The organism is Pantoea folii (assembly GCF_056678875.1).
This window is the reverse complement of sequence record NZ_JBWXON010000007.1, coordinates 187,813-200,542: the sequence shown is the minus strand read 5'-3', so window position 1 is coordinate 200,542 and position 12,730 is coordinate 187,813. Positions and strand designations below refer to the sequence as shown.

The following is a 12,730-nucleotide window of genomic DNA, read 5'->3' as shown; positions in this document are numbered from 1 at the left end:
GAAGCTAATGGCCGGTGCAAAAGAAATACGTACCAAGATTGGAAGCGTAAAAAATACGCAGAAGATCACCAAAGCGATGGAAATGGTCGCCGCCTCCAAAATGCGTAAAACGCAGGAACGCATGGCGGCCAGCCGTCCGTATGCAGATACCATGCGCAAAGTGATTGGTCACCTTGCTCTCGGTAATCTGGAATACAAGCACCCTTACCTGGATGAGCGTGACGTTAAGCGCGTCGGCTACCTGGTCGTTTCGACTGACCGCGGGCTTTGTGGTGGTTTGAACATTAACCTGTTCAAAAAATTGCTGGCAGATATGAAAGGCTGGGCTGATAAAGGTGTACAGAGCGATCTGGCCGTTATCGGTTCTAAAGGCAATTCATTCTTCGGCTCTGTCGGTGGCAACATCGTGGCACAGGTCACTGGTATGGGCGACAAGCCTGCACTGTCTGATCTTATCGGCCCGGTAAAAGTGATGTTGCAGGCCTATGATGAAGGCCGCATCGACAAGCTGTATATCGTCAGCAACAAGTTTAATAACACCATGTCTCAGACTCCGACCATTACCCAACTGCTGCCGTTACCGCCAGCGGAAGGTGAAGAAGAGATGAAGGCGAAGACCTGGGATTACCTGTACGAACCCGATCCGAAAGCGCTGCTGGATACCCTGCTGCGCCGTTATGTCGAATCGCAGGTTTATCAGGGTGTGGTGGAAAACCTGGCCAGTGAGCAGGCTGCACGTATGGTGGCAATGAAAGCTGCAACCGATAACGGCGGAAACCTGATCAAAGAGCTGCAGTTGGTTTACAACAAAGCTCGTCAGGCCAGCATCACCCAGGAACTTACCGAGATCGTCTCGGGAGCCTCCGCGGTTTAACCAGGCATATATCCTGTCGCGCGAGCGCGGCCGGATATTCTCGTATTAGGTAGAGGATTCAAGATGGCAGCTGGAAAGATTGTCCAGATTATCGGCGCCGTAGTTGACGTCGAATTCCCTCAGGACGCGGTACCGCAGGTATATAGCGCGCTTGAGGTTCAAAATGGTGATGCTCGTCTGGTGCTGGAAGTTCAGCAGCAGCTGGGTGGTGGCGTGGTTCGTACCATCGCCATGGGTACTTCTGACGGCCTGAAGCGCGGTCTGCAAGTTACCGACCTGAAAAAACCGATCCAGGTACCGGTTGGTAAAGCAACCCTCGGCCGTATCATGAACGTATTGGGCGAACCAATCGACATGAAAGGCGACCTGCAGAATGACGACGGCACCACTGTAGAGGTTTCCTCTATTCACCGTGCTGCGCCTTCTTATGAAGATCAGTCTAACTCGCAAGAGCTGCTGGAAACCGGCATCAAGGTTATCGACCTGATGTGTCCGTTCGCTAAGGGCGGTAAAGTCGGTCTGTTCGGTGGTGCGGGTGTAGGTAAAACCGTAAACATGATGGAGCTGATCCGTAACATCGCGGCTGAGCACTCAGGTTACTCGGTATTTGCTGGTGTGGGTGAACGTACTCGTGAGGGTAACGACTTCTACCACGAAATGACTGACTCCAACGTTATCGATAAAGTAGCGCTGGTGTATGGCCAGATGAACGAGCCGCCGGGTAACCGTCTGCGCGTAGCACTGACCGGTCTGACCATGGCGGAGAAATTCCGTGATGAAGGCCGTGACGTTCTGCTGTTCATCGATAACATCTACCGTTACACCCTGGCCGGTACTGAAGTATCAGCACTGCTGGGTCGTATGCCATCTGCGGTAGGCTACCAGCCAACGCTGGCAGAAGAGATGGGTGTGTTGCAGGAGCGTATTACCTCCACTAAGACGGGTTCAATCACCTCTGTACAGGCCGTTTACGTTCCTGCGGATGACTTGACCGACCCATCACCAGCAACCACCTTTGCTCACTTAGACTCAACCGTTACGCTGAGCCGTCAGATCGCCTCTCTGGGTATCTACCCAGCTGTTGACCCGCTGGATTCAACCAGCCGTCAGCTGGATCCACTGATCGTGGGTCAGGAGCACTACGACGTTGCGCGTGGCGTGCAGTCTCTGCTGCAGCGTTACCAGGAACTGAAAGACATCATCGCCATCCTCGGTATGGACGAGCTGTCTGAAGAAGACAAACTGTTGGTGGCACGTGCGCGTAAGATTCAGCGCTTCCTGTCTCAGCCGTTCTTCGTTGCTGAAGTCTTCACCGGTTCTCCAGGTAAGTACGTGACCCTGAAAGACACTATCCGTGGCTTCAAAGGCATCATGGAAGGCGAATTCGACCACCTGCCAGAGCAGGCGTTCTACATGGTCGGCGCTATCGAAGAAGCTGTAGAAAAAGCGAAGAAACTGTAATAACGGTTTCCCAGGAGGAATAGTATGGCTATGACTTATCATCTGGACGTTGTCAGCGCGGAGCAACAAATGTTCTCCGGTCTGGTTGAGCGCATCCAGGTGTCAGGTAGCGAAGGTGAGCTGGGTATTTACCCTGGCCACGCCCCGCTGCTGACAGCCATCAAGCCTGGTATGATTCGCATCGTGAAACAGCACGGCGAAGAGGAGTATATCTACCTCTCTGGCGGCGTGCTGGAAGTACAGCCGGGCAGCACGACCGTTCTGGCCGACACCGCGATTCGCGGTGAAGACCTCGACGAAGCGCGCGCGCTGGAAGCGAAACGTAAAGCAGAAGAGCACATGAACAGCAGCCACGGTGATGTGGACTATGCTCAGGCCTCTGCGGAACTGGCGAAAGCTATCGCGAAACTGCGTGTAATCGAGCTGACCAAGAAAGCGATGTAATCAGGCTTTATGCGTCACGAAATGCCAGCCCATTGGGTTGGCATTTTTTTTGCGCGCGATAAATCATCCTGCTTTGGGGGAGGGAGATGTTGTCTTGCTCTGCCCGATTTCATCGGCAAAGTGCATCGCGTGATGCCCAGGCCGGCACTGGTTTTATCCCCGATCACCCTTTCATCTTTATCCGCTAATTTCGGTCCGAGAAAAATGTAGTAATCTCAGAGGTAAACCTTACACTTTCGAAAGTTAAATTGAGTCTGGATAGTTATGTCTACAAGCGCAATGAGTGTGGTGATTTTAGCCGCTGGCAAAGGCACCCGTATGTATTCCGATCTGCCCAAAGTACTGCACACCCTGGCAGGCAAACCGATGGTTCAGCATGTGATTGATGCGGCGACCGGCCTTGGAGCCCAGCAGGTGCATCTGGTGTACGGTCACGGCGGCGATCTGCTGCAAGAGAAACTAGCCCACAACACCCTGAACTGGGTATTGCAGGCTGAACAGCTGGGTACCGGCCATGCGATGCAGCAGGCGGCACCTTTCTTTGCCGATGACGAAGACATCCTGATGCTGTACGGCGATGTGCCACTGATCTCGCAAGCCACTTTACAGCGTTTGCGTGAAGCGAAACCTGAAGGTGGAATCGGTTTGCTCACCGTGGTGTTAGACAACCCTACCGGCTATGGTCGCATCGTGCGTAAAAACGGCACGGTGACCGGCATCATTGAGCAGAAAGATGCCTCAGCAGAACAACTTAAGATTCAGGAAATTAACACCGGCATCCTGATTGCCAACGGCGGCGACCTCAAACGCTGGCTGGCGCAGCTCAACAATAACAATGCTCAAGGCGAGTTTTATATCACCGATATCATCGCCATGGCGCATCACGAAGGTCGCGTGATCAACGCGGTACATCCTGCGCGTATCAGTGAGACCGATGGTGTGAATAACCGCCTGCAACTGGCCACGCTGGAGCGTGCCTATCAGAGCGAGCAGGCAGAACAACTGCTGCTGGCGGGCGTCATGCTGCGCGATCCTGCGCGTTTCGACCTGCGCGGTTCGCTGCAACATGGGCGTGATGTCGAGATCGATACCAACGTTATCATTGAAGGCACCGTGACATTGGGCGACCGCGTCAAAATTGGCGCTGGGTGCATCATCAAAAACAGCGTGATTGGTGATGATTGTGAAATCAGCCCTTATTCAGTCCTCGAAGATGCCACCTTAGCCGCTGCCTGCACCGTTGGCCCGTTCGCGCGTCTGCGTCCTGGCAGCGAGTTGGCGGAAGAGGCACATGTCGGCAATTTCGTTGAGATGAAAAAGGCCATCTTGGGCAAAGGTTCCAAAGCGGGTCATCTTTCGTATCTTGGCGACGCAGAAATTGGCGCGGGCGTAAACATCGGGGCTGGCACCATTACCTGTAACTACGATGGCGCGAATAAATCGAAAACCATTATCGGCGACAACGTGTTTGTCGGCTCCGATACCCAGTTGGTGGCTCCGGTCACCGTCGCGGCTGGCGCGACCATCGCTGCAGGTACCACGGTAATGAACGATGTCACCGCCGCCGATTTGGTCTACAACCGCAAAGAACAGAATCAGAAGTCTGGCTGGCAGCGTCCGGTTAAGAAAAAATAAATTTTAAGGGTCGGCAAAGATCGACCCGTGAAAAAAACTACCCGAAATCATTCGAGTTTCTGAAAGGCGGCAAGCGCGAGTCCTCAGGAGCTGACTGAAGTCAGTGACTGAGGTGAATGCGCGTAGCCAACGCACCTGAAATTTGATGTATGAAGGGTAGATCCCCCACTCTCTACAAGGCTCGGGGAATAATCAGGTCAGAAGACAACGTAATGGCCGAAAGCCATGAAGTCAGGAAACTATTATGTGTGGAATTGTTGGTGCAGTAGCGCAGCGTGACATCGCAGAAATTCTGCTGGAAGGTCTGCGTCGTCTTGAGTATCGCGGTTATGACTCTGCGGGTCTGGCCGTTGTCGATCGCCAGGGACATATGACGCGTCTGCGTCGTCTTGGTAAAGTGGCTAATCTGGCTGAAGCCGCAGAGCAGCAGCCACTGATTGGTGGCACTGGTATTGCTCATACGCGTTGGGCAACCCACGGTGAGCCATCAGAAGCCAATGCGCATCCGCATGTCTCTGAGCACATTATCATTGTGCATAACGGCATCATTGAGAACCATGAGCCATTGCGTGCGCAGATGATCGAACGCGGTTACCAGTTTGCCTCAGAAACGGACACCGAAGTGGTGGCGCATCTGGTGCACTGGGAGCAGAAGCAGGGCGGCACATTGCGTGAAGTGGTACTGCGCGTGATCCCGCAACTGCGCGGAGCTTATGGCATGGTGATCATGGACAGCCGCGATCCATCCGTGCTGGTGGCTGCGCGTTCAGGTAGCCCGCTGGTGATTGGCCGTGGCGTGGGTGAAAACTTCATTGCTTCTGACCAACTGGCGCTGCTGCCGGTGACCCGCCGCTTTATGTACCTGGAAGAGGGTGATATCGCCGAGATTACGCGCCGTGAAGTCACCATCATCGATCGTGATGGCAAGCCAGCCAAACGCGCGGAAATCGAATCCACGGCGCAGTACGATGCTGGTGATAAAGGTGCCTATCGTCACTACATGCAGAAAGAGATCTATGAGCAGCCGAACGCGATTAAAAACACCATCACTGGTCGTTTTAATCATGGGCAGATCGATCTCAGCGAACTGGGTGCCAATGCCGAAGCCTTGCTGAGCAAGGTTGAGCACATCCAGATTATCGCCTGCGGTACCTCGTATAACTCCGGGATGGTGTCGCGCTACTGGTTTGAGTCGCTGGCCAACATTCCTTGCGATGTGGAAATCGCCTCCGAATTCCGCTATCGCAAATCCGCTGTGCGTAAAAACAGTCTGCTGATCACCTTGTCGCAATCGGGTGAAACCGCCGATACGCTGGCCGCGCTTCGCTTGTCTAAAGAGCTGGGTTATCTCGGTTCGCTGGCCATCTGTAACGTTGCCGGCTCTTCGCTGGTGCGTGAATCCGATCTGGCGCTGATGACCAAAGCCGGCACCGAAATTGGTGTGGCCTCAACGAAAGCCTTCACCACGCAGTTGGCGGTGTTGCTGATGCTGGTGGCAAAACTGGGTCGTCTGCATGGCATGAAGCCAGAAACCGAGCACGAAATTGTGCATGCGCTGCAGGCATTGCCAAGCCGCATTGAGCAGATGTTGGCGCAGGATAAAGTGATTGAAAGCCTGGCTGAAGGTTTCTCTGACAAGCATCATGCCTTGTTCCTGGGCCGTGGCGATCAGTATCCGATCGCGATGGAAGGCGCGCTGAAGCTGAAAGAGATCTCCTATATTCACGCAGAAGCCTACGCCGCCGGAGAGCTCAAGCACGGCCCGCTGGCGCTAATTGATGCCGATATGCCGGTGATCGTCGTTGCGCCGAATAACGAGCTACTGGAGAAGCTGAAATCGAATATTGAAGAGGTGCGTGCGCGCGGCGGTTTGCTATATGTATTTGCCGATCAGGATGCGGGTTTCACCGACAGCGAAGGCATGAAAATTATCTCACTGCCACACGTCGAAGAGGTGATAGCACCGATCTTCTATACCGTGCCGTTGCAGCTGCTTTCGTATCATGTTGCGCTGATTAAAGGCACCGACGTTGACCAGCCCCGTAACCTGGCAAAATCGGTTACTGTTGAATAATCTATAAAAAGGGCGGGCCTGCAACGGGTCCGCTTGCTTTTTAAACGGTGTCATATAACTGTCATATTTCGTACATTTCACTGTCATCAAACTGTCCTATTTTCCCTCCAGCAGCAATCACTGACTCCAACTAAAATGGCATTGAGCCTGATTTTTTTTAAATCCCCTGGAGGGAACATGACACTGATGCGTACATCCGTAGCCCGAATCCTCGCCGCCACCTTCGCAGTAAGCGCGGTATCTGCTTTTGCAGCCACCGACCTGACTGGCGCTGGCGGTACATTCCCGGCACCGGTTTATGCCAAGTGGGCAGCAGAATACCAGCAAGCCACCGGTAGCAAAATCAACTATCAGGGTATTGGTTCTTCAGGCGGCGTTAAGCAGATCATCGCTAAAACCGTTGATTTCGGTGCGTCAGATGCGCCGATGGCGGATGCCGATTTGGAAAAAAATGGTCTGTTCCAGTTCCCTACCGTTATCGGTGGCGTGGTTCTGGCCGTTAACATCCCAGGTGTTAAATCAGGTGAACTGACGCTGGACGGAAAAACCGTTGGCGATATCTACCTGGGCAACATCAAAAAGTGGAACGACCCGGCGATCACTAAGCTGAACCCAGGCGTGAAACTGCCAGACACCAACATCAACGTGGTTCGCCGCGCAGATGGTTCAGGTACCTCTTTCGTGTTCACCAGCTACTTGTCTAAAGTCAACGCAGACTGGAACAGCAAAATTGGTAAAGGCAACACCGTTAACTGGCCAACCGGTCTGGGTGGTAAAGGTAACGACGGTGTCGCAGCCTTCGTACAGCGTCTGCCGGGTTCAATCGGCTACGTTGAATATGCGTACGCTAAGCAGAACAACCTGACCTACACCAAACTGGTTGATGCTGACGGTAAATCTGTTGCACCAAGCGAAGCCAGCTTTGCTAACGCTGCCAAAGGCGCAAACTGGAGCGAGTCTTTCGCTCAAGACCTGACCTTCCAGAAAGGCAACGATGCATGGCCGATCACCTCAACCACTTTCATCCTGATCTACAAAGACCAGGCGAATGCTGAGAAAGGTGCTGAAGTGCTGAAGTTCTTCGACTGGGCTTACAAAGGCGGCAGCAAAACTGCAACCTCACTGGATTACGCCGCGCTGCCAGAAAGCGTCGCTAACCAGATTCGTACTGCCTGGAAAGCGAACATCAAAGACAGCTCAGGCAAAGCGATTTACAAGTAAGCGAATGACCCGGTCAGTCTCCCCTGACTGACCAACCCGATGGGCGGCATGGTATGCCGCCCTGAACTTCCTCTGAGAACCGAGAAACTTATGGCTGCCACTAAGCCGACGTTCAAAGCCCCAGGTAAACAAGGTGACATGATTTTCGGCGCGCTGGTGAAACTTTCCGCGCTTATCGTGTTGTTGTTGATGGGTGGCATTATCGTCTCCCTGATTTTCTCCTCCTGGCCAAGCATCCAAAAATTTGGTTTTTCCTTCTTATGGACCAAAACCTGGGATGCGCCAAACGAACAATTTGGTGCGCTGGTACCGATCTACGGCACCCTCGTCACCTCCATCATTGCCTTAATCATCGCTGTGCCGGTGAGCTTTGGCATTGCGCTATTCCTGACGGAACTGGCACCTAACTGGTTGCGTCGCCCGCTGGGTACCGCAATTGAGTTGCTGGCAGCGATCCCGAGTATCGTTTACGGCATGTGGGGCCTGTTTATCTTCGCCCCGCTGTTCGCTGAGTACTTCCAGACACCGGTCGGCAACATCATGTCGAACATTCCCATTGTGGGTGCCCTGTTCTCAGGCCCGGCATTCGGTATCGGTATTCTGGCCGCTGGCGTGATCCTCGCCATCATGATCATTCCGTACATTGCATCGGTCATGCGTGATGTGTTTGAGCAGACGCCAGTGATGATGAAAGAGTCCGCCTACGGTATTGGTTGCACCACGTGGGAAGTGATCTGGCGTATCGTGCTGCCGTTCACCAAAAACGGTGTAATCGGTGGTGTGATGCTGGGCCTGGGTCGTGCACTGGGTGAAACCATGGCGGTGACCTTCATCATCGGTAACACCTACCAGCTCGACAGCGCCTCGCTGTTTATGCCGGGCAACAGTATCACCTCCGCGCTGGCGAACGAATTCGCTGAAGCTGAATCCGGTGTGCATGTGGCGGCATTGATGGAACTGGGTCTGATTCTGTTCGTGATTACCTTTATCGTACTGGCCATCTCCAAACTGATGATCCTGCGCCTGGCGAAGAGTGAAGGAGCCCGTTCATGACCGCTATCGAAATGCATGCTCGTGCTGAGCTGGAAGCCTCGCGCCGTAAAATGCAGGCACGTCGCAGCGCTAAAAATAAAGTGGCACTGACGCTGTCGATGCTGACCATGGCCTTTGGCCTGTTCTGGCTGGTGTGGATTCTGTTCACTACCGTCACCAAAGGCATTGATGGTCTGAGCTGGTCACTGTTCACTGAATCAACCCCGCCACCGAACACCGCAGGCGGTGGTTTAGCCAACGCCCTGGCGGGCAGTGGGTTACTTATTCTGTGGTCAACGGTGATTGGTACACCGCTGGGTATCATGGCTGGTATCTATCTTGCCGAGTATGGTCGTAAGCACTGGCTGGCAGAAGTGATTCGTTTCATCAACGACATCCTGCTTTCTGCCCCCTCCATTGTGGTCGGTCTGTTTGTCTACACCATTGTGGTCGCGCAGATGCAGCACTTCTCGGGCTGGGCGGGCGTGGTTGCCTTGGCGCTGTTGCAGATTCCTATCGTGATCCGTACTTCTGAAAACATGCTGCGTCTGGTACCTGACAGCATGCGTGAAGCGGCTTATGCACTGGGTACGCCGAAGTGGAAGATGATTTCGGCCATTACGCTGAAAGCTTCAGTCTCCGGCATCATTACCGGTGTCCTGCTGGCCGTGGCACGTATCGCGGGCGAAACTGCACCGCTGCTGTTTACTGCGCTGTCGAACCAGTTCTGGAGTACCGACATGATGCAGCCGATCGCCAACCTGCCGGTGACGATTTTCAAATTCGCCATGAGCCCATTTGCCGAGTGGCAAAGCCTGGCATGGGCGGGTGTGTTGATCATTACCCTGTGCGTGCTGCTGCTGAACATTGTCGCGCGAGTGGTTTTCGCCAAGGGCAAACATTAATTTCCCGGCGCGGCTTCGGCGGCGCTGCACATGAGAGATGAGCAATGAGTATGGCAACGACTTCTGCCGGTAAAATTCAGGTTCGCAATCTGAACTTCTATTACGGAAAGTTTCACGCTCTGAAGAACATTAACCTGGATATCGCAAAGAACCAGGTCACCGCCTTCATCGGACCATCAGGCTGTGGTAAATCCACCCTGCTGCGCACCTTCAACAAAATGTACTCGCTCTACCCTGAGCAGCGTGCTGAAGGTGACATTCTGCTGGATGGCGACAATATTCTGGCTTCCCATCAGGATATTGCCCTGCTGCGCGCACGCGTTGGCATGGTGTTCCAGAAGCCAACGCCGTTCCCGATGTCGATTTATGACAACATCGCGTTTGGCGTGCGTCTGTTTGAAAAGCTGTCACGTGCCGATATGGACGAGCGTGTGCAGTGGGCGCTGACCAAAGCCGCGCTGTGGAATGAAACCAAAGACAAGCTGCATCAGAGCGGTTACAGTCTCTCAGGCGGACAGCAGCAGCGTCTGTGTATCGCACGCGGTATCGCGATTCGCCCGGAAGTCCTGTTACTGGATGAGCCATGCTCAGCCCTCGACCCGATCTCTACCGGTCGTATTGAAGAGCTGATCACCGAGCTGAAGCAGGATTACACCGTGGTGATCGTGACGCACAACATGCAGCAGGCCGCGCGTTGTTCTGACCATACCGCTTTCATGTATCTGGGCGAGCTGATCGAATTCAGCGACACCGATACACTGTTTACCAAGCCCGCGCAGAAGCAGACCGAAGATTACATCACCGGTCGTTACGGCTGATTCAGGAGACGCACATGGATAATTTAAATCTGAACAAACACATCTCCGGTCAGTTCAACGCGGAGCTGGAGCACATTCGCACTCAGGTGATGATCATGGGTGGCATGGTGGAGCAGCAACTCACTGACGCCATTACCGCGATGCACAACCAGGATGGCGAGCTGGCACGTCGCGTCATCGACGGTGACCAGAAGGTCAACATGATGGAAGTGGAGATTGATGAAGCCTGCGTGCGCATCATCGCCAAACGTCAGCCAACCGCGATCGATTTGCGTCTGGTCATGGCGATCATCAAGACTATCTCTGAGCTGGAACGTATCGGTGACGTTGCGGAGAAAATCAGCCGCACCGCGCTGGAGAAGTTCAGCCAGCAGCACTTGCCTCTGCTGGTGAGCCTGGAGTCTCTGGGTCGCCACACCGTGCAGATGCTGCACGACGTGCTGGATGCCTTCGCGCGTATGGATCTGAATGAAGCCATTAAGATCTATCGTGAAGATAAGAAGGTCGACAAAGAGTACGAAGGCATTGTGCGTCAGCTGATGACCTACATGATGGAAGATCCCCGCACCATCCCAAGTGTATTGACGGCGCTGTTCTGTGCCCGCGCTATCGAGCGTATCGGTGACCGTTGCCAGAACATCTGCGAAATTATCTTCTATTTCGTTAAAGGTCAGGATTTCCGTCACGTTGGCGGCGACAAGCTGGATGAACTGCTGTCAGGTGACGACGGCAGCAATAAACCCTCTTAATTGCCGTTTCGGCTGCCTGTTGCCACTGTGGCAAACAGGCAGCCATCTTCATTTCTGATTGGTCTCCGCGATTCCCTCTCTTTATACTTGGCGCACTTTTTTCTGCCAGGTGCTGTTAAATGTCTTCCCCAATAACGAAAAAAAACGCCGTGACGCCGGCAAAAGCGATGGTTGCTGCCATTAGTGGCTATGCGATGGACGGCTTCGATCTGTTAATTCTGGGCTTTATGTTACCGGCGATCAGCGTCTCGCTGGCGCTCGATCCCTCTCAGGCCGGTTCGCTGGTCACCTGGACGCTGATCGGCGCGGTGATCGGTGGCATTGTGTTTGGTCATCTCAGCGATCGCTATGGTCGTATCCGTATTCTTACCGTGACGATCCTGATGTTCTCAATCTTCACCGGGCTGTGCGCGGTGGCGCAGGGCTACTGGGATCTGTTGGCCTATCGCACGCTGGCGGGCGTGGGCTTAGGCGGTGAGTTTGGTATTGGCATGGCACTGATTGCGGAAGCCTGGCCGAAGGAGAAGCGTAATCGCGCCTCGGCATGGGTCGGCATCGGCTGGCAGCTCGGTGTGCTGCTGGCGGCGTTTATTACTCCGCCGCTACTGAGTGTGATCGGCTGGCGCGGCATGTTCCTGGTGGGTTTACTGCCCGCGCTAGTGTCCTTCGTGATTCGTCGCAGTATGGGGGAGCCGGAGGGTTTCACACGCCATGTTGAGAAGACGCCACAGCTGTCATTCGCCGCGCGCATCAAATTGCTGTTTGCCGATCGCGCCACCAGCAAAGCCAGTCTCGGGATTTTCATCCTCTGCTCAGTGCAGAACTTCGGTTATTACGGTCTGATGATCTGGATGCCAAGTTACCTCTCATCCAGCTTTGGTTTTAGCCTGACGAAATCCGGCTTGTGGACGGCGGTGACCGTGGTGGGCATGACCTTTGGTATCTGGCTGTTTGGCGTATTGGCCGATCGCTTCGCGCGCTGGAAAATCTTTCTGCTGTACCAGTTTGGCGCGGTCGCCATGGTGGTGGTGTATGCGCAGTTGCGCGATCCTACCGTCATGCTGTTTACCGGCGCGATCATGGGGATGTTTGTGAATGGCATGATTGGCGGTTACGGCGCGCTGATCTCGGACACCTTCCCACCGCAGGCGCGCGCCACTGCGCAGAACGTGTTGTTCAACCTTGGACGCGGTGTCGGCGGTTTTGGTCCACTGGTGATTGGTCTGCTGGCGGCGCAAATCTCGTTTACCGCGGCGATCACGCTGCTGGCGCTGATTTACCTGCTGGATATTGTTGCCACCCTGTTCCTGCTGCCGAAGAAGCAGAGCAACGAGGATTCACTGGGCGCGATTGGCTAAGGCGTTTAGGTTACCTGGTGCGCATAAATGCGCACCCTATTAGATCTGCGAACAGATCAAAATCGCACATCGGCCTCTGTAGAGGCAGCACCAGGTTCCACCGGGCACAGAGGTAACAGATCAGACCGACCACAGAGGTAACACTTTTGGGGTCAGTCG

The 12,730-nt window shown here is 54.1% G+C and carries 11 protein-coding genes; all 11 read left to right on the top strand.

Annotated features, from left to right (window positions below; all coding sequences use genetic code 11):
• Positions 1-7: 7 nt before the first annotated feature.
• The 11 genes from atpG to AC1MDE_RS10865 all read left to right on the top strand — a co-directional run bounded on the left by atpG (position 8) and on the right by AC1MDE_RS10865 (position 12,571).
• Positions 8-874, top strand: a complete 867-nt coding sequence (gene atpG / locus AC1MDE_RS10915; protein WP_034830040.1) for a F0F1 ATP synthase subunit gamma — start codon at positions 8-10, stop codon at positions 872-874.
• Between the two features lie 63 nt (positions 875-937).
• Positions 938-2,335: a F0F1 ATP synthase subunit beta gene (gene atpD / locus AC1MDE_RS10910; protein ID WP_034830039.1), complete on the top strand. Its 1,398-nt coding sequence runs from the start codon at positions 938-940 to the stop codon at positions 2,333-2,335.
• Between the two features lie 24 nt (positions 2,336-2,359).
• A complete protein-coding gene (locus AC1MDE_RS10905; protein WP_034830038.1) occupies positions 2,360-2,779 on the top strand; it encodes a F0F1 ATP synthase subunit epsilon in 420 nt (139 codons plus the stop codon).
• A 264-nt stretch (positions 2,780-3,043) separates the two neighbouring features.
• Positions 3,044-4,414 carry a bifunctional UDP-N-acetylglucosamine diphosphorylase/glucosamine-1-phosphate N-acetyltransferase GlmU gene (glmU, locus tag AC1MDE_RS10900; protein ID WP_058961696.1) on the top strand — a complete coding sequence of 457 codons (1,371 nt, stop codon included), beginning with the start codon at positions 3,044-3,046 and terminating at the stop codon, positions 4,412-4,414.
• A 244-nt stretch (positions 4,415-4,658) separates the two neighbouring features.
• Entirely contained in the window at positions 4,659-6,488 is a 1,830-nt protein-coding gene (gene glmS, locus AC1MDE_RS10895; RefSeq protein ID WP_058961697.1) for a glutamine--fructose-6-phosphate transaminase (isomerizing), read from the top strand.
• A 177-nt stretch (positions 6,489-6,665) separates the two neighbouring features.
• On the top strand, positions 6,666-7,709 hold the full coding sequence (gene pstS / locus AC1MDE_RS10890; RefSeq protein ID WP_045815086.1) for a phosphate ABC transporter substrate-binding protein PstS: 1,044 nt from the start codon (positions 6,666-6,668) through the stop codon (positions 7,707-7,709).
• Between the two features lie 90 nt (positions 7,710-7,799).
• Positions 7,800-8,762, top strand: a complete 963-nt coding sequence (gene pstC / locus AC1MDE_RS10885; RefSeq protein WP_034830032.1) for a phosphate ABC transporter permease PstC — start codon at positions 7,800-7,802, stop codon at positions 8,760-8,762.
• Positions 8,759-9,646 (top strand): phosphate ABC transporter permease PstA, encoded by an 888-nt coding sequence (gene pstA, locus AC1MDE_RS10880; RefSeq protein ID WP_058961698.1) that lies wholly within the window; start codon positions 8,759-8,761, stop codon positions 9,644-9,646. The genes pstC and pstA overlap by 4 nt, the downstream gene beginning before the upstream one ends.
• 44 nt (positions 9,647-9,690) lie before the next feature.
• Positions 9,691-10,464 (top strand): phosphate ABC transporter ATP-binding protein PstB, encoded by a 774-nt coding sequence (gene pstB / locus AC1MDE_RS10875; protein ID WP_034830029.1) that lies wholly within the window; start codon positions 9,691-9,693, stop codon positions 10,462-10,464.
• Positions 10,465-10,478: 14 nt separating this feature from the next.
• The gene (phoU, locus tag AC1MDE_RS10870) at positions 10,479-11,213 is read left to right on the top strand and encodes a phosphate signaling complex protein PhoU (protein ID WP_034830028.1); all 735 of its coding nucleotides are present in this window, start codon (positions 10,479-10,481) and stop codon (positions 11,211-11,213) included.
• Between the two features lie 119 nt (positions 11,214-11,332).
• Complete coding sequence (locus AC1MDE_RS10865) at positions 11,333-12,571, top strand: MFS transporter (protein ID WP_045815084.1); 1,239 nt, start codon at positions 11,333-11,335, stop codon at positions 12,569-12,571.
• The last annotated feature ends 159 nt before the right edge of the window (positions 12,572-12,730 follow it).